Genomic DNA, 22,893 nt, shown 5'->3' with positions numbered 1-22,893 from the left:
TAAACATGGTTAGAAAGACTCTAGTAATAGCGGCGCTGGCTGCTGTAGGAGCCTTAGGTTCTTGTAAAAGTAAAAAGGCTATTGTGTCGACACCTGCAAGTAGCCAAGCACAGGTAGCAGATGACGCTGAATATGACGCCTATCGGAACAAGTTACCCGGTACACAGGTTGACAGAGTACAAAGCGGGGTTAAAGTAACCTTTGCCTCAGAAATCCTTTTTCCAACAAACTCATCTTATCTGACTGAGCCGGCGAAGGAGAAGCTGAAGAAGTTAGTAGAGGTTATAAAGGAAAAAGGCCCCGCGAAACTGCTTATAGAAGGCCACACGGATAAAACGGGGACAGCAGAATACAATAAATGGCTTTCTGAAAAAAGGGCAGCTTCGGTTAAAGCATTTGCTGTCAGCATGGGATTATCTGACGCATCCATTTCTACCACTGGGTTAGGTGATACCAAACCTGTTGCAGTGAACAGTACTCCCGAAGGGCGAGCTAAAAATAGACGTGTTGAGATCACGATTTCTCAGGGGAAATAATCCTGATATCAGCCTCCGATTATTTTAAGAATCATACCGGTCTTTACAGAAGAAGAGTCTTTGAGTTTATTAATTACTTTAATCTCTTCTTCTGTAGCTCCTTTAAACTGGTCGGCAATCGAAGAAAGCGTATCCCCAGGCTGAACGCGGTACGTTATAACCTGATCTCCACTTTGTGTATGACCGGTGGATTTTACTGCAGCCCCTCTACTTTTATAAAAAATATTATTAGCAGCCTGCAGTCTTGCATCTGATACCGGTCTTCCATGCAAAACATCTTTCACGAGCTCCAGATACGGCTTACGACTGCCCGGCAAAACCAGTAGTTGTGGGCGCTCCGCACTTCCATAAATTGCCCCTTGTAAGTGTGCCGGATTTAATCGTGCGATTTCCTCCGTCGTTAAGTTACTTGCCGAAGCAATAGAACGGAATGTGACGGTGGAACTCACCGGAATGCTCTCTGTTTCCAGAGGCAAGTCAGTCCCTCCTGGTTCAATATTGTGCTTCCAATAGTGGTTCATGATGTAAACCGTCGCGATATAAGCCGGTACGTAATTTTGGGTTTCGGTCGGAAGGTATTGTCTGATTGACCAATAATCACTTTTTCCTCCCGCTTTCTCCATAGCCCATTTGATATTATTCCTTCCGCAATTGTAGGAAGCAATCGCCAGGAGCCAGTCATCGTAAATATAGTAGGACTCCAGGAGGTGAGAGGCTGCGGCATTCGCAGCAAGGAACGGATCCTTGCGCTCATCCACCCGGTCTGAAATCTCCAGACCGTAGAGTTTGCCTACTTCATAAAGAAACTGCCATGGGCCGGCAGCGCCCATATGTGATACAGCTTGAGGGTTAAGTGATGACTCGATTACAGATATGTATTTTAGTTCCTCGGGAACGTTTCTGTTTTCGAATACCTTTTTATATATAGGGAAATAATACTGCGATAAGCCGAGCATCTGTGATATACGGCCCTTTTGCCTGTTGATAAATATATCTATAAACTTCTGTACTTCAGTATTGTAAGTAAGCGGAACCCTGTCTTGAATAGATTCAAGCGAGCGCTTATACATCATTGAATCAGCACCTACAGTCACATGATAAGTATCGGAAAATGAAGTTGTAGTTTGTTTTCCGAATACAGTGGAGGTGCCTAAAAGCCATAACAATGCGGTCAACACTTTTCTTCTCTTCATCACTTCTTTTGTTAGAGGCGTTATAGCCCAGCGGCTATTTCTGATCCGCCATATTCATATTCATATTCATCATGTATTTGGAGAAAGCAAGAAGCTGAGGCTCCCCAAAACGCTTACCAATCAGCTGCAAACCCAAAGGAAGTCCGTCGGAGTTATCCCTGATCGGTAACGAGATTGCAGGAATTCCTGCAAGGGAGGCTTGTACGGTGAAAATATCAGCTAAGTACATCACTACAGGGTCGTCTGTCTTCTCGCCGAGGCCGAACGCAGGTCCGGGGGATGTTGGTAAAAGGATAAAGTCATGATCTCTCAGAATCTCTTCAGTCTTTTCCCTGATCAAGCGTCTTACTTTTTGCGCCTTGCCATAAAAAGAAGCATAATGTCCTGCACTCAAAACAAAGGTGCCGAGCATAATCCTGCGTTTAACTTCGGCTCCAAAGCCCTCAGAACGAGACTTTTTATAAGTCGACTCAAGATCTACCGCATTTGGGCTTCTAAATCCATAATGAACACCGTCATAACGGGCAAGGTTGGAAGACGACTCTGCAGTAGTCAATATGTAGTAAGTCGGCACCACATAGTCCAGATAAGGGAAAGAGATAGGTTCAACTGAGTGGCCTTCTTCCTGAAGTTTTGCGATCATCGCCTCAGTTAATGACTTAACCTCGGGGTCCAACCCTTCAGAATGTAAGGTTTCAGGAAGATAAGCAATTCTCTTCTTTCCTTCAAATGACAGCTCCTGGCTATATTTAGGAACAGGAAGAGTGGAAGATGTGCTGTCGAAATCATCATGACCGGCAATGATCTCCATGATCAATGCTGCGTCTTCGACCGATTTAGTCAGAGGCCCCACCTGGTCGAATGACGAGGCGTAAGCCACAATACCGTGTCTGGACACTCTCCCATATGTGGGTTTTAGCCCAATTATGCCACAGAATGAAGCGGGCTGTCTCACAGAACCTCCGGTGTCAGTGCCTAAGGCAGCCATACACAATCCTGCCTGAACAGCTACCGCAGATCCCCCGGATGACCCTCCTGAAACCTTTGTATTATCCGCATAATTTTTTACGTGGCCAAAATATGAGTTTTCATTAGAACCACCCATAGCGAACTCGTCACAATTCAGCCGACCGATTATAATGGCATCTTCTGCTAAAAGGCGCTCCACCACCGTGGCTGAAAAAATAGAAACGTAGTTCTCAAGCATCCTGGATCCTGCCGATACACCATGATCTTTATAGCAGATAAGGTCTTTGATACCGATAACCATTCCGGCTAGTTTGCCGCCGGTACCATTTAGAATCTTTTCATTAATGATAGGAGCAAGTTTTCGTACCTCGTCTTTGTATACCTCGATGAATGCATTTAAGTGAGATTCTGCCTCAATCCGTTGCAGATAATGTTCTACTATTGTCGTTAAAGTGAATTTGCCCTCTTTGATCTTTTCATGCAAGATATTCAAGGAAATATACGGTTCCATTCCGTGAAGGTACATAATTCTCCTAAATCGAAAAACCCCATATTGAGCAAATAATGCCGAATATGGGGCTAAGTAATAAAAAGGTTATCTTACAATCAGACTTAGTAAGTCTTTGTGTCGTTTTGTTTGACTGAATCTCCGTCACCGTCTTTAGCGTCTTTAAACTCCTTAACGCCTTTTCCTAATCCGCGCATCAACTCAGGAATTTTTTTACCGCCAAAAAGAAGCAGAATAGCAACCACAATTAAAATAATTTCTGGCGCACCTAATCCGATTAATAAAAATGTACTAAACATATTATGAATTTATATGTGGTTTTTCTGTTTGCTGTTCTGTTTCAGCTGCTTTCTTCGTATCCAGATCAACGCTCAAGTCGTCATTGACAGCATTAATATTCCGGTGTATTTCTCGCTTTACACCATCAGAAGCATCCTTGAACTCTCTCATGCCTTTTCCCAGGCCTCTCGCTAATTCAGGTAATTTCTTACCTCCAAATAACAAGAGAACTGCAAACAGAATCAGCATTAGCTCCGGCGTACCCATGTTAAGGAATAACAATATAGAATTTAACATCTTCCCCTGATTAATTATACAAATATAGAATAAAAATAAACGCCATTTGTTTATAATTTATTGTGAGCTAGTTAGCCAACCACGCTTCCGGATTCATTGGCGTGGTTCCTTTCCAAATCTCAAGATGCACTTCGGTGCTACCATCTGTTGGATCTGTGGCTACAGATCCGATAGACTGCTTAACAGTTACCTTTTGTCCCTTCGATACACTTACCGAACGTAAATTGGTGTATACGGTGAAATACTCGCCATGGCGAATGATGATTGCAGTAGATGCGCCCATATTCATGACACTGCTTACTGTGCCTCCAAAAATTGCACGCACAGTTGCACCTTCGTTCGTTTGAATATTTACACCGTTATTTTCTGTTGATACGTTACCAATTGAATGCCTGCCAAATCGCTCCACTATCGTTCCGTTCGCCACCGGCCATGGCAAACTCCCGCGGTTTCCTGTGAAGTCAGACGTCATCTTAGCGGATTCAGGAGTAGCCGACAAGACTTTCGTGCCCTTTGCCACTGGTTTTGCCTCTGTATCATCTCCTTTCGCTGCCGCTGCTTTCGCCGCCGCCGCCGCCGCTGCCGCTGCTCTTTTACGTTCAGCCTCGATTTCCCTGCTGATCGCATTTTGTATTGCCCGGTTCAATTTCGCTGATTCCCTTTGCTTCTGAGTGAGTTCCTGGCGTAGCTGCTTCTCCTGCTTGCTTAGCTTATTTAGCTGTACAGATTGATTGCTCTTTTCTTTCCCCAGGGTAACTTTTTCTTTCTCCTGATCTTCCAGCAATGAACTTTTTTCCTTTTTGTTATGGTCGAGTTGCTGGATTTTATGCCCCAGTTCCCTCTGCGTCTCCTGTATGTACCTTGCTTGTTTACGCCGGTAATCCCCAAACTGTTGAAGGTATTTGAGCCTCTTGTAAGCCTGATTAAAATCACTTGACGCAAAAATAAACATCAGCTTGCTATAGGAACTCTGATTTCTGAAAGCAAACAGGATCATTGCCGCATACTCCTTTTTAAGCTTGACCAACTGACTTTGCAGGGAACGTACGTTATTCGTATTCTCTGAGATTTGGTTGTCAAGCAACCTTACTTCGGAATTTATGGTACTTATCTTTGCCTCCCTTAGTCTTATTTGGGCATTCAGTGCGTTAATTTGCTTAAGCGACAGGCGCTTGTTATTCACCACCTTATTCTGAGACCGTCTTAGCATCTCAATTTCCCGGGTAAGTGCTTCTTTACGGCGCTTCAGCTCAGCACTGCTTTGCGCAAACGCAGAACCGGTAAGGAAAAGGAAAGCAAAGACTAAAAAAATCCTGGTAAGACTCATGGGCACAAATCTATTTAATTAATCCTTTACTGTAAACCTTTTAGGTACACTGAATGGAAAATCAACTGGTTCATTTACAGAAACACTGGAGTATTTAATGTCGATCCGGACGTTTTTATTGCCTGCGTTAGATAGCAGACTTATTGAATATGGAAGGTTTTGGCCGTTAATTGCCTGAAACTCGCTATACTTCCCATTGAGCTGCTGACCTTTCGAGTCGCGCAGACGATTTTCGATCAGCTTATAATGCTCGTTAAAAATTAGTTCATAGATAAGGTCTTTTGCAGATGACTTGACAACTGTCTGGTTGCCGCTCCAATTTATCTCAGAAGCCTGGGAGACCGAGCCTTTTATCGTGTTTCCAAGGAGCAGGCTTTGCAGTGTATTGAAGTCAACATTTCGACCCGAATATCGAGAGATGAAGCTAAACGGCTTGGCCAAATATTCACCTTGAAGCCGATTATAGACTTTGATGCTGTCAGGAGTAACCATCACTCTGGCAACTTCTATTCCTGCGATAGCAGTAATTGACATCCATATTACTTCATCGTTTCGTATCCTCAAGTTTAGATTCGCGCCGTTAGACGTGTTATTTAACTTAAAATCAATTTTCGCCTTCGCTGATAACGTCCTGAAACCAAATGCGTTCTCGCTGATTGCTTTTATAGATTCGGTTTTGTTGCTTGCCTCTGGCGGCACTGTAGTTAGAACCGGTGCCGCTTCCTTTTTTGCTTTGCAAGCGAAACACAGTACTACTAAACATAAAAGTATAAGCCTACTCGAAATATTTTTTTTCATTTATTTTTTTATCTAGTGTTTCTGACTTAACACCCAATGTCCTTGCTTTCATCCAGCTTTCGAGTGCCTTGTCAGGCTCCTTCAGATGAAACAAAATATCTCCGAAATGCTCAAATTGAATTCCGCTGCTCGCGTTGTTTTTGATAGCTTTTTCAATCCATATCCGGGCATCCTCATATTTTTTTTGCTGAAATAAGACCCAGGCATAGGTGTCTTGAAAAGATGGATTTTCAGGGTCTAACTCATTAGCCTGCAAAGACATTTTCGCAGCTTTCTCCAGGTTTTCTTTTCTTAACGATAAATAGTAGGCATAATTGTTCAATGCGTAAGCATTTACAGGATCAAGCGCCAAAGATTTGTCAAAAGCAGCATCAGCGTCTTTAAATCTGTTTAGTGAATTTAGCGAACTGGCAAGGCTGGCCTGAACCTGTGATTGGTACACGGCGTTCTCTGTGTCCAGATTAACTGCCTGCGACAAGTGTTCTATAGCTTTTTCATGGTTCTCAACCTGCGCATAAGCGATACCAGTAAAGAAATAAAGTGAAGAACGGTCCCTGAATAGCGTCAAAGCCTTTTCACCGTCTTCCAGAACCTTCTCGAACTCGCCCAAAGACGTCTCAATTTCGAGTAACTGTTCCCAGATTCGGACTTCTTTGTCATTAATCGACAATGCATGCCGGTATGCTTCCTGTGCTCCCTTAAGGTCTTTTGATTGGGCCAGCAGATCTCCGTAGATAGCAAATGCCTGCGGTTCTTTTGGATGTCTTCGCGTAGCTAAGAGTGCAAGTTCAGTAGCTTCAGATAATGAGGCGGCATTCTTCAACTTAGGAAAGTAGGAAAAAATGATCTGAGCTTTGACTTCGAAATTTAATACGTCATCGGCTATTACCTTCTTGAGTTCTCTGAAGGCTTCCGTGTCTTTGCCCTCTGAGCGATATACATCGGCCATCAAAAGAATCACATAAGGGTTTTTCGGCTCCACTTTATTGGCTTGCTTAAGCCTGATCAGTGCCTTTTCCTTTAAACCTGTTTTAAGGTACAGCTCCGTCAGTGCAAGATAATTTCTTATATCAGCCGGATTCTTGCTGATCAGTTCCTCTAGAACAGAGATCGATTTGTCCGGATCAGGGTCGTTTATCAAAAGACGCTGCTTGAGCGTTTCGAGTTCAGGCGACGACCCAAACCCAGACTCAATTTCAGTGTATATCTTTTCTGCTTCCTGCGTCCGTCCCAGCAGTATCAATGCGTTAGCCTTATCAAGGAGATATTCATCAACATCAGGCTCCAGCTTAGTGAGGCGGTCGTACACTGCAGGAAGCTTGTCCAGATTTTGCGACTGCTTGTATATATCAGCCAGCGATAGAAGGAACCACTTATTGTCCGGGTTTGCGGCAACAGCCTTAACGGCATATTGTTCGGCCAGCCCGATTTGCTGTTTAATTCTATAGATATTACTTAGTTCATAGAGAGCAGCTCCGTTTGCAGAATCCAGCTCCACCGTTCGTTTAAATGAGCGCTCCGCCTCATCGATTCTGCCTGATGTCTTTTCTCTAAGACCTGAAAAGAAGCTGTTTCTTACGCCAATGCTGTCAGCGCCGCTTAAGCCAGGCTCTTTTATATTCTTTTTCTGAGAAAATACAGAGCCGGAAAGGCAACAAAACGTGACAGAAATAAGAAATAGTCTTTTTAACATGCAATTATACCCCTGTATGGCCGTAACCTCCCGCGCCACGGCTTGTTTCGTTTAAACTATCGGCAGCTTCCCATGATATCTGTTCATGTTTAGCAATAATCATCTGTGCGATGCGGTCTCCGCTTTGAATGCGGAAATCAGTATCAGACAAATTGATCAGTAAAATCTTGATCTCTCCGCGATAATCAGCATCAATGGTCCCCGGAGAGTTCAGCACGGTAATCCCATGCTTCAGCGCAAGCCCGCTTCTCGGACGAATCTGCGCTTCGAATCCCTGAGGAAGCTCAATGAACAGCCCGCTCGGAATAAGCGATCGCTGGAAAGGCTTCAGGATAATATCTTCTGTAACGAATGCCCTGATATCCATCCCTGCTGAAAGGGCCGTTTCATATGCAGGAAGTAAATTATTTGATTTATTTATTACTTTAACGTTCATGTCCATGGTGTAGTATAAGTTAAATATTTCCGGATAATATCTTCCGGATGCTCTTCTTTTCGATGTATAATATTGAAAGCGCAAATAAAGCGAATAAGATATTACCCGCAATGAGGTTTCTGTCAAAAAGGTGGTATGATATAATTACCAATATAACCGACGACAAAAGGTAACCAAATGCTTTCTTAACATTATAAGGAATGGGATAGTGCTTCTGTCCAAGCAAATAGGATAAAACCATCATGGTCGAATATGCCGCAAACGAAATCCATGCCGAAGCCACATAACTGTACTTCGGAATGAAGATAATGTTTAAAACGATGGTCATCAACGCCCCTATGCCCGATATATACAGCCCGTACCGTGTCTGATCCGATAGCTTATACCAGATGGATAGGTTCATATATATGCCCAGGCTAACATAACCCAGTAACAAGACGGGGATAATCTTCAGCCCCGACCAGTATAGCTCACGCTGAACAGGGTCTTTTGCGCTGATAAAATGCTTCAGAATTTCGATATTGGCCACTATACCTACAAAAATAAGGGAAATGGCCATAATGAAGTAATTCATTATAGTGGCATAGGTATCTCCTGAGTTCTTATTCTTGGCATGACTAAAAAAGAACGGTTCAGCCCCCAACCTGAAAGCCTGAACAAATATGCTGAGGAAAATCGCCAGCTTCGCGCAGGCACCATAAATACCCGCTTCCTGCTCGGCTATGCTTTCTGGAAGCAGTTCTTTTAAAAATATCTTATCGGAGTTCTCATTTATGATGAACGAGAGATTTGCAACCAGAACCGGGAAGCTATAATTCAGCATATCCAAAATTAAAGGGCGGTCAACTTTTAATCTCAACTCCATTAACTGGGGCAGTAAGAGCACCAGGGTCACAGCACTGGCAACGAGATTGGAAACAAACACATAGCCGAGCCAGCCAGGTCTGTACCACTCCCGGAAAAAGCCTGCGAACATCAGGTCGTTCTTAATGATTGCAGGTACTGCTAAAAGAAGGAACAGATTAAGTCCTACGAAACTCAGAATATTCGCTATCTTAATTATGCCAAACTTTAAAGGCCTCCCTTCAGCGCGCAATTTTGCAAATGGAATGACGGCTAGCGCATCAACGGCGAGAATGAGAATAAAGAGCCTGATATATTGGGCATAATCCGTAAGGCTTGTGGTATGGTCAGTTACCATCCACTGAGCGATGCTTCCTGAAAACAGGAACGCCATTCCCACGAAGATGGATGCGAGAAATAAGATGACTATAAAGGTATTGTTGTAAACCTTCTCTTTGTCGCTTCCTGATTTGTTTAAATACCGGAAGAAAGTAGTCTCCATGCCAAAGGCCAGCATGGCGTTCAAAATGGAGGCCCAACTATACATTACAGTGAAAACACCATATAACTTAGCTGGATAGAGTTTTACATATAAGGGAGTTAAGAGGAACCCAAGTACTCGTGATATGACGGTACTCAATCCATAGATAGCAGTCTGCCCTGCAAATTTCTTAATGTTTGACAAGCTCGCCTGTTGTTTAGATCCGATGTTTTTTCACTATCTCAAAGTTAAGATAGTTCTTCATTTCTCCTTCAGAGACATCCACTTTATCCACAACTGCATTATCGGGACCCTCTTTACACCAGTCCAGGAGGTAATTCAAAGAGAACAAGTCGCCTTCTGCTTCTATGTAAACTGATCCGTCCGTTTGGTTTTTGATAATTCCTTTAATGGATAGCTGGTCAGCAATTGCCTTCGTTGCTGCCCTAAAAGATACACCCTGAACCTTGCCGTACACGGTGATTGTAAAATGTTTCATTTGCAAACTTAGCCAAATGAAGGAAGATTTATAAACTCAAATGTTAATAATCTAAACGAGTTTTTCTACGGTCGACTCGGGTGTGAGCATCAGGCCTTCTACATGACTGATCAGATTTAAGCCCGGCTTTTTTCCAACTTCAATACTTCCAAAATCTTCGTCTATATCCAGAAATTTCGCACCGTTCAGCGTCGCCCATTTAACCGTTTCATCGAGGCGAAGCGAAGGAAAATGTTTGTGGAGCGTTTTTAACTCAGATAAGATACAGAGCTCGTCATTAGAGGCAAGGCTATCGGTGCCGAGCGTAATTGTCAGGTCATTTTGGCGGAACAGTTCGATCTTCGGAAGCCTGTTCTCGATATAGAGGTTGGCATTCGGACAAAAGCACCAAAAGATATCCCTGCCGGATCGTTTCGTGAAGTAGATATCTTTCAGACTGGTATACGTGTTGTGTACCAGCAGAATTTTTTGCTTTTTTCCCAGATGAGAGAAAATAGACTGAACCGAGCTTCTGGCCTGCGCTTTAAAAAATTCAGTATCAATATTCATCCCTTTATAAAAATCAAGGAAAAGCCCTGTCTTATACCTGAAAAGGGTGTTTTCTTCTTCACTCTCCTGGTTATGAATCGACATGAGGCTTTCTGAATTACCGCACTCGCGACTGATATACCTTAACAATTCTTTCGATGTAGAATACGGCGCGTGGGGGGCAATTGAAGCCTTAAGAGGTGCAAACTCCTCTTTCAATTTACAGGCCGAATCGAAAATATCTTTTGCCTGACTTGGGTCAAATCCCAAAGTTTCAACGAAGGTGTGATACTTAATTGCACTTTCAAGCTTTACCGGCTTTGAGTCGATAAGATTGGATATATCACCTACTGCAACGATTCCTTTCTCAAACATGGTGCGATCGGCATGATACATACTTTCCACAGTATCTCCATGCTTTGATCGCCCGAGCCTGATCACGTCTTTAATAAACGGTACCAAACCTTTATTACGTTCAATCTTACCTTTTAACCAGGATAGTTCCAGATGACAGTGTGTATTAACAAAGCCCGGTACTATAACTCCTTTCAGGCGTTTTCCTTTTGGAAAGCCCCTGACTTCGGCCTCATATTCAGTATAAAGTCCTTGAATTATCTGAGCTTCATTGACTGCAACATAGCCATTTTTGATAGGAGGAGAAGATGCCGGGAGAATGTAGTCTGCGGAGTAATAGGTATTCATATTTCAGTGTAAACGTATAATTTCGTGCTGATCAATGGCATAGCTATCGCATATTGGAAAACAATTATACGCATTTTATCGTGGACGTTCTCGTTTTAAGAAAATTTCATTACAAAACTGTGCAATCATTACCATATTATTACAGTGGTCCTCAGATTATTAAGTAACTTTGTGAAGTGAACGCGATTATTGAAAAAAAAGAAATAAGGAATCTTTCGGTCGAAGATCTTAAGAAGGTGCTTATAGCAGAAGGCGAGCCGGCATTTCGCGCAAAGCAGATTTCTGAATGGCTATGGATGAAGTCAGCACGGAGCTTTGAAGAAATGACCAATCTTCCGAAAGCTTTGAGGGAAAAGTTGAATGATATGTTTAACCTCAATGTGGTTAATATTCACCAGTCCCAGCATAGTTCCGACAAAACAATCAAAAACACGTTCCGGTTAGCAGACAATAATATTATTGAAGGTGTCCTTATCCCGACTCCTGAGCGTATGACAGCCTGCGTGAGTTCTCAGGTTGGCTGCAGTCTTACCTGCAAATTCTGCGCAACCGGTTATATGGAACGGAAGAGGAATCTTGATGCAGGTGAAATCTATGATCAGGTCGTCCTGATTGATCAGCAAGCTAAACTGAACTACGGAATTCCCCTTTCCAACATCGTATACATGGGCATGGGAGAGCCACTGCTGAACTACGCCAATGTGTTGCGGTCCATTGACAGGTTAACTTCTCCCGACGGTTTGAATATGTCGCCAAAGAGAATTACCGTTTCAACTGCTGGTATCGCAAAGATGATCAAAAAGCTTGGCGATGATCAGGTCAAGTTTAACCTCGCGTTGTCCCTTCACGCTGCGAATGATACGAAGCGGAACGAGATTATGCCCATTAATGAGCAGAATACCCTCAAAGCGCTTGCAGAGGCACTCAAATACTATTTCATAAAGACAAAAAATCCGGTTACCTACGAATATATTCTATTCGACAACTTTAACGATGGCCTAGAAGATGCTGCCGAATTGGCTAAGTTCTGTAAACACCTGCCTTGTAAAGTAAATATCATTGAGTACAACCCCATTTCGTTTGCTTCTTTTCAGAATGCAGAGGAAGACAAGACGGAAGCTTTTGCCAATTACCTCAGAAAGCAAGGTGTCATTACCAACATACGTAGGAGCCGCGGAAAGGATATAGATGCCGCTTGCGGTCAGCTCGCCATAAAAGAGAAGTAAATGCGTTAAGTGTTATGGTAAGCACGGTTAAGAAGTACGCTGAAGATTTTTTATCGTTGTTCTTTCCCGATCTGTGCTGCGCTTGTGGTGATCACCTCGTTTCCCATGAGTATCAGCTCTGTACGAATTGTCTTTATGACCTGCCTTATACCAACTTCTACCGGCAAGCCGACAATCCCGTTGCGCGACATTTTTGGGGGCGAATCCCCGTTCAGAGCGCATTTGCCTACCTCTATTTTCATAAGCAGGGCAAGGTTCAAAACATAATTCATCATCTTAAGTATAAGAATAGACCTCTGCTAGGCAATCTGCTTGGCGAAATGTGCGCCAGAGATCTTAAAACAGTGGATTATGCTTCTGCAATAGATCTTATCGTTCCCGTGCCTCTCCATCCTTCAAGGCTCAAATCCCGCGGCTATAATCAAAGCCATTGTATAGCTGAAGGGTTGGCATCTGCTTTACAAATTCCTTTGGGCGATCAGTATTTACATCGGTCTAAACCTACCAGTACACAAACTCATAAAGGAAGGTTTGAGCGATTTGAAAACATGATAGAAGTATTCAGTCTCGAAAATGCAAGTGATCTGGCAGGTAAACATGTCTTGTTAGTGGATGATGTAATCACTACAGGAGCAACTCTGGAAGCCTGTGCCCTTTCGCTCCTACAGGTGCCTGGCATGCAAGTCAGCATTCTGGCAATCGCTTACGCCGAATAAAAAAATAATTGAAATTGATTGTAACCTTTTAAACTCGTTTTCGTAACAATACACGAGAGCGTTAATTTAGATGAGAGAGTCGGACACTTCCATAGTTTCCGGCTTTTTCTTTTTTCTGCTGAACGTTTGCTAAGGTTCCGGGCTTACATAAGGCAATCCAAGAATGTCTTTAACTTTGCGTTTTAATTCTTCAGGTACAAAAGGTTTGGGTATGTAACCCGTCATTCCTGATCTGCCAATTTCCTCCAGGGCCCTTTCCGAAACGGAACAGGTGAGCGCCACGATCGGAAGGTCGTTGAATTCTCCTTCGTTATAAGACCGGATTATTTCTGTGGCTTTGAAGCCATCCAGAACCGGCATATGGATATCCATCAAGATGATATCGTATTGTCTGACCGCAACCTTGTTGACGGCAACTTGTCCGTCTTCGGCCAGTTCTACCTCAAATCCACATTGCGTTAATAATTTATTGGCTACGTATCTGTTTATCTCGTTATCGTCAACGACAAGGATAAGTCCTTCTGAAGGGTCTTTTTCTTTTTTGGTTGAGAGCATGATAAAGGTTTATAGGTAGAAGGGAAGGAGGGATAATGACTCCTCCTTCCCTGATCATTATTTGTATAATGGAAAATCGGCCATCATACGCTTTACTTTCGTTTTAATAGACTCTAGATGCTCCTCGTTCTCAGGATCGGCCAGTACGGCATCGATCAATTCAACGATTGCTTCCATTTGTTCCTCTTTAACACCGCGGCTCGTGATAGCTGCTGTACCTACACGTATTCCCGATGTAACAAACGGCGACTTGTCGTCAAAAGGGACCATATTTTTGTTTACGGTGATATGGGCTTTCTGCAGGGCTGCCTCTGCAACTTTTCCGGTAATGTTCTTATTTCTCAGGTCAATCAGCATAAGGTGGTTATCAGTACCACCGGAAATGATCTGATAATCGCGAGCCACGAGGGCCTTCGCCATTGCCTCTGCGTTTTTCTTCACCTGTTTAATGTACTCCAGGTACTCATCGCTAAGGGCTTCTCCAAAAGCAATCGCTTTAGCTGCGATAACATGTTCCAGCGGCCCCCCCTGGGTGCCTGGGAAGACTGCCATATCCAATAATGAAGACATTTTTCTGATTTCACCTTTGGGAGTCTTTAAGCCGAAAGGATTGTCAAAATCTTTTCCAAGTAAAATCAAACCTCCCCGTGGTCCTCTCAGAGTCTTATGCGTAGTAGTGGTAACAATATGGCAATGTGGAAGTGGATTTTCAAGGAGACCTTTCGCAATCAGTCCAGCAGGATGGGAGATATCAGCCAGCACTAATGCTCCTATTTTATCAGCAACCTCACGTATGAACTTATAATCCCATTCTCTCGAATACGCTGAAGCGCCGCAGATGATTAACTTGGGCTTCTCCGCCAAAGCCACCTCTTCAAGTTTTTTATAGTCAATTAATCCTGTTTCCTTATCTACACCATAAAAGAATGGGGTATACAGTTTGCCTGACGAGTTCACTGGTGATCCATGGGTCAGGTGTCCTCCGTGTGAAAGATCGAACCCTAATATCTTATCTCCCGGCTTTAACACCGCTAGGAAAACAGCTGAATTTGCCTGAGCACCTGAATGAGGCTGTACGTTCGCCCACTCTGCATTAAATAGCTTTTTAGCGCGCTCAATTGCAATAGTCTCAATCTCATCTACTATCTCACAGCCGCCATAGTAGCGTTTTCCGGGCAAACCTTCGGCATATTTGTTTGTAAGTACTGAACCAGCCGCTTCCATAACCTGTTTACTGACAAAGTTCTCGGATGCAATAAGTTCGATGCCACTCTCCTGGCGTTCTTGCTCTTCTTCAATGAGTTTAAAAACTACGTTGTCTCTGTTCATTATTTTACTTGATGATTTGTATATTTTACTGTGCAGGATGGTTGTTGGATTCCAGCCTGAAATTGTTAAACCCAATGCCTGTCTGGATCGAAATGAGCTGCTGCTGCAGCATCTCCAACACCGCCAGGAAGTTAAAAATAAAATGTACCCTGTTTTCAGAATGTTTCTTCATGTCTGAAAAATCCATGCGGGCATTTAATTGAAGCAGTTCAGCGATAGCCTTTTTCTGCTGTTCAATAGTATATGGATATTGAACAACGGTGTGCGTTACCTGAACGTTTTGATGGCCTCTCGCTATTACTTTCTCATACATCAGAAGAAGCCTGTAAAGGCTAAACGTAGAAAGCTCCTCGCCATGTTCCGCTTCGCCCGCAATCTTTGAAAGATCATCTCCTATATTACCCCGCCGCTGTAGCTTCATGCGTTTATCTTCAAGCACACGCATTTCTTCCGAGGCCATCTTTATCTTCTTGTATTCAATCAGCTTCTTAATCAGATCTTCCCGGTTGTCCATCTCCCTTCCCTCGTCGTCCTGCTCGGGTCTCGGCAAAAGCATTTTTGCCTTAAGTCTCATTAGTGTAGCCGCTATAAATATAAACTCGCTGGCAAGTTCTATATTCAGTGCCGTCATTGCCTGGATGTAAGCCAGGAAGTCGTCAGTAATACTTGCTATAGCAATCTCATGTATATCCAGCTCATCGCGCTCGATAAAAAACAATAAGAGGTCAAATGGTCCCTCAAATTGCGGTAACCTGATGTCATAAGTATCCTGATGTATCACAACTGGTTCAAAAATAAAGATTTAATTCGGTCTGTAAATCATAAATAAAACTGTTCCATCTATTATTTTATAAATAATATTGAGTTACTTTGTCGTTTAAACTTTTTTTTACGCTACTACTGTATGGAAGTAAAGGCTGGGAAATTATTAGATAAAATAAATTATCCATCTGATTTAAAGTTACTTAGTGAGGTTGAGTTAGAGCAGTTATCGCATGAATTGCGTCAGTATATCATTGACGTCGTTTCTGTTCACGGGGGTCATTTTGCAGCTAGCTTAGGCGTCGTTGAATTAACAGTTGCCCTTCATTATGCTCTTAATACGCCGTACGATCAGCTAGTTTGGGACGTGGGCCACCAGGCATACGGTCATAAGATATTAACCGGACGAAGGTCGAGATTTCATACCAACCGCTTATATAATGGGATCAGTGGATTTCCCAAAAGAACCGAAAGTGAATATGATACCTTTGGTGTAGGTCATTCATCTACTTCTATATCAGCTGCACTGGGCATGGCAGTTGCATCACGTGCAAAAGGCGAAACAGATCGTCAGCATGTAGCCGTGATAGGCGACGGAGCAATGACTGCGGGACTTGCTTTCGAAGCGCTAAATCATGGCGGTATCGAGAACAGTAACTTACTGGTCATCCTCAATGACAACTGCATGTCCATTGACCCCAATGTGGGTGCACTGAAGGAATATCTCACCACAATAACTACGTCCAGGCCATATAACCGATTCAGAGACGATATATCCCATGTTCTGGGCAAGATTTCAGAACTGGGCCCCAATGCTCATCAGGCCATTAAAAAAATTGAAAAGAGCATAAAAGGAACCCTCCTGAAAGAAAGCAACTTTTTTGAAGCCCTTAACTTCCGGTATTTTGGTCCGATAGATGGTCACGATGTCAAACAACTCGTGAAAGTAATAAAAGATCTTAAAAACATCCCCGGCCCTAAACTGCTACATTGCGTGACGGTTAAAGGGAAAGGATATGCTCTCGCGGAGAAAGATCAGACCAAATGGCATGCGCCGGGTTTGTTTGATAAGATAACCGGAGAAATTAAGAAATCGATCAGTGATAAACCGCAGGCTCCTAAGTATCAGGACGTCTTCGGACATACCATTGTTGAGCTTGCCGAAGTTAATCCGAAGATTATGGGAGTGACACCTGCCATGCCAAGCGGCAGCTCCATGAATATCATGATGAAAGCCATGCCTGCCCGGGCTTTTGACGTGGGCATTGCCGAACAGCATGCTGTGACCTTCTCAGCCGGACTTGCTTCGCAGGGAATGGTTCCCTTTTGCAATATTTATTCGAGTTTCATGCAAAGAGCCTATGATCAGGTGATTCATGACGTTGCCATACAAAAGCTCAATGTAGTGTTTTGCCTCGATAGGGCGGGCCTTGCCGGCGCCGATGGTGCTACTCATCATGGAGCCTATGATCTGGCATATATGAGATGTATTCCCAACATGATCGTTACTGCTCCTATGGACGAAGAAGAACTCAGAAATCTGATGTATACCGCTCAACAGGATAATATGGGGCCATTCTCCATACGCTATCCCAGGGGAAATGGTGTTATGCCAAACTGGAAGCTCCCGATGAAAGCCCTGAAAATCGGAAAAGGAAGGAAAATTACCGATGGTTTGGATGTTGCCATCCTTACTATTGGACATATTGGTAATGAAGTATCCAAGGCACTTCACCTCCTGTCAGCAGAAGGTATTAATCCTGCTCACTATGACATGAGATTCCTGAAGCCGATAGACGAGGACATGCTGCACGAGGTGTTTTCTAAGTTCAGGAAAGTGATTACCGTGGAAGACGGATGCGTCCAGGGGGGTATGGGAACTGCTGTGTTAGAGTTTATGGCTGATAATCGGTATTCAGCTACCGTTGTGCGCCTGGGTATTCCTGATCGCTTCGTCGAACATGGTGACCAAAGCGAACTCTGGGCTGAATGTGGCTATGACGCAGCATCCGTTGTCGCGGAGGTTAAAAAGCTATCTGTCAAGATGATCGCCGGAAGCATAGCAAGCTGATTTGTAAATTTTCCATAGAGGTTAATAAACATTTAAGCCTAAATTTGCATTTATAATAATGTAAATATTATATTCGTATCTATTCACGGACAAGACTATATCAGCGTATGCAGGTGTAGTCTTGTCCTTTTTTATAGGTCTTTAAACAAAAATTAATAATGTCAGAGGTAATTTATTATTCCAAAGAAGGATTAGAAAAGTTGAAAGAAGAATTACACTTTTTGAAAACTGAAGGACGCAATCAAATTGCGAAAGCAATTGCAGAGGCACGGGATAAGGGTGATCTATCTGAAAACGCGGAATATGATGCTGCTAAAGAAGCTCAGGGTCATCACGAAGCAAAAATATCCAAGCTGCAGGAAGCTCTTGCAAGTGCCCGTCTGATCGACGAATCTAAGCTGGATACTTCTAAAGTACTTGCACTTTCCATCGTGAAGATCAAGAACGTAAAAAATGGCGCCACTATGCAATATCAGTTGGTGTCTGAAACCGAAGCCGACCTGAAAGCAGGAAAAATATCCGTGAAATCTCCTATCGCCAAAGGACTTTTAGGGAAGTCTGTAGGTGACACCGTTGAGATTGCTGTGCCGGCAGGGAAAATTGAATTTGAAGTTCTCGAAATATCCAGATAAACAAAAATGGCATCTATATTCTCCAAGATTGTTTCAGGCGACATCCCCGCTTATAAGGTGGCCGAAGATGCTGAATATCTCGCTTTTCTTGATATTAACCCGCTGGCTAAAGGACATGTATTGGTTATCCCCAAGCAAGAGGTTGATTATATATTTGATATGGATGATCATGCTTATGCAGGACTTATGCTGTTTGCAAAGAAAGTTGCGCTGAGTATCCGGAAAGTCGTCCCATGCGAGCGCATCGGAATGACCGTCATGGGGCTGGAGGTACCTCATGCACATGTTCATCTCGTACCGATGAACTCAATCGGCGATATGAACTTTGCTTCCGCCAAACTTAACTTCTCAAAAGAGGAAATGGAAGATACCGCTCAGGCTATCGCCGCACAGTTCGCAGGATAGCACGCGGCTACTCCAAAACAGCTGACCTATTCCGGCGGGTTATGTTTTTCTCGCCGGATTATCTTTGACGAATGCCTCCCACCCTGAATAAGATTTTTTCCCCGGCTCGCTGGTATTGCGCTGAAACGAATGACATACAGCTACTGCAAGTCCATCCGTTGCATCCAGATATTGCGGAGTCTCTGTAAATTTCAAAAGGCGCTGAAGCATCGAAGCAACCTGTTCCTTGCCCGCATTTCCATTGCCCGTTATAGACTGCTTTATTTTACGTGGCGAATACTCAAAGATCGGAACATCCCTTGATAAAGCGGCAGCAATCGCAACCCCCTGCGCTCTTCCGAGCTTAAGTAATACCTGAACGTTTTTGCCGTAGAATGGCGCTTCAATAGCCAGGCAATCTGGCTTATACTGATCTATTAAAGAAACAGTCTTCTCAAAAATCCGCTTAAGCTTTAATGGATGATCATCCAGATGATCCATTTTTACAACACCCAGGCTAACGAGCCCTACGTTTCCCTTTATTTCCTGCACCAGGCCATACCCCATAATGGCCGTTCCCGGGTCAATCCCCAGGATCAGACGCTCCTTAGCCTTGTTCTTTACTATCACAAAGCAATATTACGACTTTTATGGCGCTATCCGGAAACGACGTCCGACATGAAGGAATTATTAGACACAAGTGATCAAATTGGGGTATGGTTATCAACTTTTCCGTAACATTGCACCATACATTGAATCGCTTTGAATCAAACTAGCAAAAAAGCAATAAGCATCATCCTAAAGTTTTCTGTGCTGATCCTTGCGGCGGTATTCATCATCCACAAGCTGAACGATAACAGCAACCTGCGCGATTTCCAGATGCTTACGGCGAAACTGCAGAGTTGGCATGTCTATTCAGCTATGACGGTTCTCTTCATTCTCATGCTGTTGAACTGGTTCCTTGAATCACTTAAATGGAAGTATCTGGTGAATAGCATTGAAAGGATAAGTTTGTGGAAATCCATAGAATCAGTGTTCTGCGGTTTGACATGGGCTATTTTTACGCCTAACCGGATTGGTGAGTACGGAGGAAGAATATTCTTCCTGTCGCCCCGTAAGCGTGTCTTTGGTGCCATCGCTATGGGCGTTGGTGCGATAGGGCAAATGGTGATAACCAATGTCCTGGGCTCCTTTGCTATTCTTTGGTTTATCTGGCGTTTTACCGACGCCAGCACCTGGGTATTGTTTGCGCTCTTCTTTCTGACTACAATATTTTCTTTGTTTTTTTTATTGTTCTATTTTAATATAAGGCTGTTGATCGGCTTATTATCCGGCATTTCCTTTCTCAAGCGGTTCAAAAAGTTTATCAGAGTACTGGCTCGTTATAATAAAAGAGATCTTATTGTTGTCTTTAATTATTCTCTGGCTAGATTTGTGGTATTTACCACTCAGTACTGCGTCGTTATACAATTGCTGATTCCTGAAATTCCATTTTTTAGCATGGTCATGATGATTCTGATCTTGTTTTTTATTCAGTCAGCGTTACCCTCTCTCGATCTGCTGGACGTTGGAGTCAGGGCAATGACTGCAACGTATTTCTTTAGTTTTATCACCCATCACGAAGTCGCCATTATGGCCTCAACCGCCTGTATCTGGTTGGTTAATCTAATCATCCCGGCTATCCTTGGATCCGTCTTCGTATTTAAGCTTAACTTCTTTGGCACTCCTCGTAATTAGTACCCTAACTCTGGCGCTGACATGCTTATATGTATCAGTGATATTTTTTCTTCGGAAAGGATGGTCTTCCATTCCGGTCTTCCAGCCGGTTGACAGCGTTTTCCAAACCAAGGTCAGCATTCTGATTGCCGCCAGAAATGAGGAAACCAAAATTGCACTGACCATCGAAGACATACTTGCACAATCCTATCCCGCAGAACTTATCGAATTGATCGTCGTAGATGATCACTCTACAGACCGTACCTCTGATATCGTTCTTTCTTACCAGGATAAGGGTGTCCGCTTGATCCGTCTTAATGAAAAAGAGAAGTTAAACTCTTATAAAAAGAAGGCTATCAGCGAGGCTATCAAGCTCGCATCCGGAGAACTTATTATTACAACAGACGCAGATTGCAGGATGAAGGCCGGTTGGATAAGAACAGTGGTAAGTTTCTATCTGCAAACCGGTAGTAAGCTGATCTCGTCACCTGTCGTATACCATCAGGAAAAGAGTTTCTTCGAAAGACTTCAAACGCTTGAATTTCTCTATCTCATCGGCTTAGGGGCCGCCTCTATAGGAAATAAGATGCCGTCTACCTGTAACGGAGCGAACCTGGCCTATCGTAAGGATGTGTTTTTGGAGTTGGGTGGATTTAAGGGCATAGATGAACTGGCATCGGGAGACGATGAGCTTTTCCTCCATAAAGTTGCTTCCAGGTATCCTGATGGGATTGGCTTCTGTAAATCAACTGACGCTATCGTTTATACCGACGCCAAGGAAAATCTGCCTGAGTTTATCAGTCAGCGAAAAAGATGGGCATCCAAGAGTACCCGATACAAGGATAAAAAAATTGTTGCCCTGGGTGTTGCCATATGGCTCTTTAACCTCATGATCTTTGCAAATGTGGTGCTTGGGTTGTACCTTGCGGACCTTTGGATGGTAGCTCTCGCCGCGATATCGATGAAGTATATTTCGGAAATGTTCTTCTTAAATCCGGTCACGGCTTTTGCAAACAGATCCGGGCTTATGAAATATTTGCCCTTACTTACGGTCATCCATATCGTTTATATTATTTATATCGGGATTGCAGGAAATTCCGGTAAGTATATATGGAAAGGCCGATTAGTGCGTTAACGATAGTACATCATTATCTATAGAATAAACATTGAAAGAAGAGAGGCATATTGAGCATCAGCCGGACATAGACCTGGTGCAGATGCTGCTGAAACGGCAAGCTGAGCTTAATTCTTTGCTCGAGATTACCCTGGCCATTAATAAAAATAGTGATGCCTCAATCTTGTACGAGATGTTGGAGGTAGTCCTGCGCTCTAATCTCAACGTAGGTTGTATGATGATGATGGTCAAGCAGGATAAACGGTTCGTATGTGTTTCCCGTTTCGGGGTTCCGGCCGAAAGTCTCACCGAAACGCAGAAGATGTGCAACACCCTTGCTCCCCTGAAGACAATTTCGTCGTTAAACGACTTTAACGATCCTGCTCTTAAACGCTTTAACTATTTTGTGCCGGTCAGACATAAAAACAACACACTTGCCTTTGTATTGATCGGCGACTTTAATGCGGTTCCGGAACTGCTCAGTCATGAGCTCAACTTTATTCAAACGCTTATTAATATAATAGTTGTAGGACTTGAGAATAAAAAGCTCTTTCAGGAGCGTGTTCACCGGGAAAGGCTCCAGAGAGATGTCGAGCTGGCGGGTGAGGTGCAAAATATGCTCGTCCCCTTAGCTCTTCCCGAAAGCGAGTTTTATGAGATATCCGCTACATATTTGCCACATCAGAGTATCGGTGGTGACTATTTTGATTTCATCCGGTTAGATGATGACGAATTCATTTGGTGTATAGCCGACGTCTCCGGAAAGGGTATCTCTGCGGCATTACTTATGGCTAATTTACAGGCCAGCCTCCGGGCCTGGACTTCAGTAGAACGGGATCTCGCAACCGTTATCCGTAAACTGAACGAAGTGGTTACTAAAAATACCAATGGAGAGAGATTTATTACCCTCTTCCTTGGCCGGTATAATATACGGACAAGGAATATGGAGTATGTGAACGCCGGGCATAACGCCCCCTTGCTTGTTGTCGATGGCAAGGTCTCATCCCTGAAATTGGGCACCACTTTATTGGGGGTCTTTGATGTTCTGCCATTCGTCAACGTCGGAAAGCAGGAAATCTCCCCGAATACTTTAATATTCAATTATACCGATGGGCTGATCGAAAGCTTTGAAGAGGATATCTTCATTAGCGAAGAGGAACTAGCCGATATTTTGCTGAGAAACAGTCAGGAAAGACCTGAAATTATAAACCGCGGTGTATTAATCGATATTCAATTGTCTAAAATGGCGAAAATGAATTCAGATGATATAACTTTGCTTACGTTAAAAATTCATTAGAA

24 protein-coding genes are annotated in these 22,893 nt (G+C 43.3%); 9 read left to right on the top strand and 15 right to left on the bottom strand.

Going from position 1 to position 22,893, the window contains the following annotated elements:
* Nucleotides 1-5: 5 nt before the first annotated feature.
* On the top strand, nucleotides 6-536 hold the full coding sequence (locus ACKI5J_RS03665) for an OmpA family protein (protein ID WP_407426613.1): 531 nt from the start codon (nucleotides 6-8) through the stop codon (nucleotides 534-536).
* A gap of 8 nt (nucleotides 537-544) precedes the next feature.
* Here the strand turns inward: ACKI5J_RS03665 and ACKI5J_RS03660 are convergent, their stop codons facing one another.
* From ACKI5J_RS03660 to ACKI5J_RS03610, 11 genes are all read right to left on the bottom strand, one after another.
* Entirely contained in the window at nucleotides 545-1,729 is a 1,185-nt protein-coding gene (locus tag ACKI5J_RS03660; RefSeq protein WP_407426611.1) for a transglycosylase SLT domain-containing protein, read from the bottom strand.
* Between the two features lie 34 nt (nucleotides 1,730-1,763).
* Complete coding sequence (gene gatA / locus ACKI5J_RS03655) at nucleotides 1,764-3,209, bottom strand: Asp-tRNA(Asn)/Glu-tRNA(Gln) amidotransferase subunit GatA (protein ID WP_407426609.1); 1,446 nt, start codon at nucleotides 3,207-3,209, stop codon at nucleotides 1,764-1,766.
* 101 nt (nucleotides 3,210-3,310) lie between these two features.
* Entirely contained in the window at nucleotides 3,311-3,505 is a 195-nt protein-coding gene (locus tag ACKI5J_RS03650) for a twin-arginine translocase TatA/TatE family subunit (RefSeq protein ID WP_407426607.1), read from the bottom strand.
* A 1-nt stretch (nucleotide 3,506) separates the two neighbouring features.
* A complete protein-coding gene (locus ACKI5J_RS03645; protein WP_407426605.1) occupies nucleotides 3,507-3,782 on the bottom strand; it encodes a twin-arginine translocase TatA/TatE family subunit in 276 nt (91 codons plus the stop codon).
* A gap of 67 nt (nucleotides 3,783-3,849) precedes the next feature.
* Nucleotides 3,850-5,109 carry a murein hydrolase activator EnvC family protein gene (locus ACKI5J_RS03640; protein WP_407426603.1) on the bottom strand — a complete coding sequence of 420 codons (1,260 nt, stop codon included), beginning with the start codon at nucleotides 5,107-5,109 and terminating at the stop codon, nucleotides 3,850-3,852.
* Nucleotides 5,110-5,127: 18 nt separating this feature from the next.
* Nucleotides 5,128-5,907: a DUF4292 domain-containing protein gene (locus ACKI5J_RS03635; protein WP_407426601.1), complete on the bottom strand. Its 780-nt coding sequence runs from the start codon at nucleotides 5,905-5,907 to the stop codon at nucleotides 5,128-5,130.
* Entirely contained in the window at nucleotides 5,885-7,600 is a 1,716-nt protein-coding gene (locus tag ACKI5J_RS03630; RefSeq protein ID WP_407426599.1) for a tetratricopeptide repeat protein, read from the bottom strand. The genes ACKI5J_RS03635 and ACKI5J_RS03630 overlap by 23 nt, the downstream gene beginning before the upstream one ends.
* A 4-nt stretch (nucleotides 7,601-7,604) precedes the next feature.
* Nucleotides 7,605-8,036, bottom strand: a complete 432-nt coding sequence (gene dut, locus ACKI5J_RS03625) for a dUTP diphosphatase (RefSeq protein WP_407426597.1) — start codon at nucleotides 8,034-8,036, stop codon at nucleotides 7,605-7,607.
* Between the two features lie 19 nt (nucleotides 8,037-8,055).
* On the bottom strand, nucleotides 8,056-9,564 hold the full coding sequence (locus ACKI5J_RS03620) for a polysaccharide biosynthesis C-terminal domain-containing protein (RefSeq protein WP_407426595.1): 1,509 nt from the start codon (nucleotides 9,562-9,564) through the stop codon (nucleotides 8,056-8,058).
* Between the two features lie 13 nt (nucleotides 9,565-9,577).
* On the bottom strand, nucleotides 9,578-9,859 hold the full coding sequence (locus tag ACKI5J_RS03615; RefSeq protein WP_407426593.1) for an acylphosphatase: 282 nt from the start codon (nucleotides 9,857-9,859) through the stop codon (nucleotides 9,578-9,580).
* Nucleotides 9,860-9,910: 51 nt separating this feature from the next.
* A complete protein-coding gene (locus ACKI5J_RS03610) occupies nucleotides 9,911-11,089 on the bottom strand; it encodes an amidohydrolase family protein (RefSeq protein WP_407426591.1) in 1,179 nt (392 codons plus the stop codon).
* 176 nt (nucleotides 11,090-11,265) lie between these two features.
* Here ACKI5J_RS03610 and rlmN point away from each other — a divergent pair, with 176 nt between their 5' ends.
* On the top strand, nucleotides 11,266-12,315 hold the full coding sequence (gene rlmN / locus ACKI5J_RS03605) for a 23S rRNA (adenine(2503)-C(2))-methyltransferase RlmN (protein WP_407426589.1): 1,050 nt from the start codon (nucleotides 11,266-11,268) through the stop codon (nucleotides 12,313-12,315).
* A gap of 14 nt (nucleotides 12,316-12,329) precedes the next feature.
* Nucleotides 12,330-13,031: a ComF family protein gene (locus ACKI5J_RS03600; protein WP_407426587.1), complete on the top strand. Its 702-nt coding sequence runs from the start codon at nucleotides 12,330-12,332 to the stop codon at nucleotides 13,029-13,031.
* A gap of 129 nt (nucleotides 13,032-13,160) precedes the next feature.
* Here ACKI5J_RS03600 and ACKI5J_RS03595 read toward each other — a convergent pair whose 3' ends face one another.
* The 3 genes from ACKI5J_RS03595 to ACKI5J_RS03585 are packed head-to-tail and all read right to left on the bottom strand — an operon-like array spanning nucleotide 13,161 to nucleotide 15,696.
* Nucleotides 13,161-13,586 carry a response regulator gene (locus tag ACKI5J_RS03595; RefSeq protein ID WP_407426585.1) on the bottom strand — a complete coding sequence of 142 codons (426 nt, stop codon included), beginning with the start codon at nucleotides 13,584-13,586 and terminating at the stop codon, nucleotides 13,161-13,163.
* Nucleotides 13,587-13,643: 57 nt separating this feature from the next.
* Complete coding sequence (glyA, locus tag ACKI5J_RS03590) at nucleotides 13,644-14,915, bottom strand: serine hydroxymethyltransferase (protein WP_407426583.1); 1,272 nt, start codon at nucleotides 14,913-14,915, stop codon at nucleotides 13,644-13,646.
* A 25-nt stretch (nucleotides 14,916-14,940) separates the two neighbouring features.
* The gene (locus tag ACKI5J_RS03585) at nucleotides 14,941-15,696 is read right to left on the bottom strand and encodes a segregation and condensation protein A (protein WP_407426581.1); all 756 of its coding nucleotides are present in this window, start codon (nucleotides 15,694-15,696) and stop codon (nucleotides 14,941-14,943) included.
* A 123-nt stretch (nucleotides 15,697-15,819) separates the two neighbouring features.
* Between ACKI5J_RS03585 and dxs the strand changes: the two genes are divergently transcribed.
* The 3 genes from dxs to ACKI5J_RS03570 all read left to right on the top strand — a co-directional run bounded on the left by dxs (nucleotide 15,820) and on the right by ACKI5J_RS03570 (nucleotide 18,785).
* Nucleotides 15,820-17,748, top strand: a complete 1,929-nt coding sequence (gene dxs / locus ACKI5J_RS03580) for a 1-deoxy-D-xylulose-5-phosphate synthase (RefSeq protein WP_407426579.1) — start codon at nucleotides 15,820-15,822, stop codon at nucleotides 17,746-17,748.
* A 158-nt stretch (nucleotides 17,749-17,906) separates the two neighbouring features.
* Nucleotides 17,907-18,380 (top strand): transcription elongation factor GreA, encoded by a 474-nt coding sequence (gene greA / locus ACKI5J_RS03575; RefSeq protein WP_407426577.1) that lies wholly within the window; start codon nucleotides 17,907-17,909, stop codon nucleotides 18,378-18,380.
* A 6-nt stretch (nucleotides 18,381-18,386) separates the two neighbouring features.
* Entirely contained in the window at nucleotides 18,387-18,785 is a 399-nt protein-coding gene (locus ACKI5J_RS03570; RefSeq protein ID WP_407426575.1) for an HIT family protein, read from the top strand.
* A 39-nt stretch (nucleotides 18,786-18,824) separates the two neighbouring features.
* Here ACKI5J_RS03570 and ruvC read toward each other — a convergent pair whose 3' ends face one another.
* A complete protein-coding gene (ruvC, locus tag ACKI5J_RS03565) occupies nucleotides 18,825-19,394 on the bottom strand; it encodes a crossover junction endodeoxyribonuclease RuvC (RefSeq protein ID WP_407426573.1) in 570 nt (189 codons plus the stop codon).
* 132 nt (nucleotides 19,395-19,526) lie between these two features.
* On the opposite strand from ruvC, the gene ACKI5J_RS03560 reads away from it, so the two are divergent.
* From ACKI5J_RS03560 to ACKI5J_RS03550, 3 genes are read left to right on the top strand one after another with little or no spacing between them, the layout of a single operon-like run.
* Entirely contained in the window at nucleotides 19,527-20,501 is a 975-nt protein-coding gene (locus ACKI5J_RS03560) for a lysylphosphatidylglycerol synthase domain-containing protein (protein WP_407426571.1), read from the top strand.
* 37 nt (nucleotides 20,502-20,538) lie between these two features.
* Nucleotides 20,539-21,615, top strand: coding sequence for a glycosyltransferase (locus ACKI5J_RS03555; protein WP_407426569.1), 1,077 nt, complete (start codon nucleotides 20,539-20,541; stop codon nucleotides 21,613-21,615).
* A 31-nt stretch (nucleotides 21,616-21,646) separates the two neighbouring features.
* Complete coding sequence (locus ACKI5J_RS03550) at nucleotides 21,647-22,891, top strand: PP2C family protein-serine/threonine phosphatase (RefSeq protein WP_407426567.1); 1,245 nt, start codon at nucleotides 21,647-21,649, stop codon at nucleotides 22,889-22,891.
* Nucleotides 22,892-22,893: the final 2 nt, after the last annotated feature.

Source organism: Arcticibacter sp. (assembly GCF_045629565.1).
In the GTDB taxonomy this organism is placed as follows: Bacteria; Bacteroidota; Bacteroidia; order Sphingobacteriales; family Sphingobacteriaceae; genus Arcticibacter.
The sequence above is the reverse complement of the archived record's forward strand: the minus strand, read 5'-3'. Positions and strand labels throughout refer to the sequence as shown.

Excerpts from the sequence above, each read along its gene's own strand:
- ACKI5J_RS03595 (WP_407426585.1), bottom strand. The coding sequence starts at position 13,586 with ATGCTCTCAACCAAAAAAGAAAAAGACCCTTCAGAAGGACTTATCCTT.
- ACKI5J_RS03660 (WP_407426611.1), bottom strand. The coding sequence starts at position 1,729 with ATGAAGAGAAGAAAAGTGTTGACCGCATTGTTATGGCTTTTAGGCACC.
- glyA (WP_407426583.1), bottom strand. The coding sequence starts at position 14,915 with ATGAACAGAGACAACGTAGTTTTTAAACTCATTGAAGAAGAGCAAGAA.
- greA (WP_407426577.1), top strand. The coding sequence starts at position 17,907 with ATGTCAGAGGTAATTTATTATTCCAAAGAAGGATTAGAAAAGTTGAAA.
- ACKI5J_RS03600 (WP_407426587.1), top strand. The coding sequence starts at position 12,330 with ATGGTAAGCACGGTTAAGAAGTACGCTGAAGATTTTTTATCGTTGTTC.
- gatA (WP_407426609.1), bottom strand. The coding sequence starts at position 3,209 with ATGGAACCGTATATTTCCTTGAATATCTTGCATGAAAAGATCAAAGAG.
- ACKI5J_RS03645 (WP_407426605.1), bottom strand. The coding sequence starts at position 3,782 with ATGTTAAATTCTATATTGTTATTCCTTAACATGGGTACGCCGGAGCTA.
- dxs (WP_407426579.1), top strand. The coding sequence starts at position 15,820 with ATGGAAGTAAAGGCTGGGAAATTATTAGATAAAATAAATTATCCATCT.
- ACKI5J_RS03630 (WP_407426599.1), bottom strand. The coding sequence starts at position 7,600 with ATGTTAAAAAGACTATTTCTTATTTCTGTCACGTTTTGTTGCCTTTCC.
- dut (WP_407426597.1), bottom strand. The coding sequence starts at position 8,036 with ATGAACGTTAAAGTAATAAATAAATCAAATAATTTACTTCCTGCATAT.
- ACKI5J_RS03570 (WP_407426575.1), top strand. The coding sequence starts at position 18,387 with ATGGCATCTATATTCTCCAAGATTGTTTCAGGCGACATCCCCGCTTAT.
- ACKI5J_RS03610 (WP_407426591.1), bottom strand. The coding sequence starts at position 11,089 with ATGAATACCTATTACTCCGCAGACTACATTCTCCCGGCATCTTCTCCT.
- ACKI5J_RS03615 (WP_407426593.1), bottom strand. The coding sequence starts at position 9,859 with ATGAAACATTTTACAATCACCGTGTACGGCAAGGTTCAGGGTGTATCT.
- ACKI5J_RS03665 (WP_407426613.1), top strand. The coding sequence starts at position 6 with ATGGTTAGAAAGACTCTAGTAATAGCGGCGCTGGCTGCTGTAGGAGCC.
- ACKI5J_RS03640 (WP_407426603.1), bottom strand. The coding sequence starts at position 5,109 with ATGAGTCTTACCAGGATTTTTTTAGTCTTTGCTTTCCTTTTCCTTACC.
- ACKI5J_RS03650 (WP_407426607.1), bottom strand. The coding sequence starts at position 3,505 with ATGTTTAGTACATTTTTATTAATCGGATTAGGTGCGCCAGAAATTATT.
- ACKI5J_RS03635 (WP_407426601.1), bottom strand. The coding sequence starts at position 5,907 with ATGAAAAAAAATATTTCGAGTAGGCTTATACTTTTATGTTTAGTAGTA.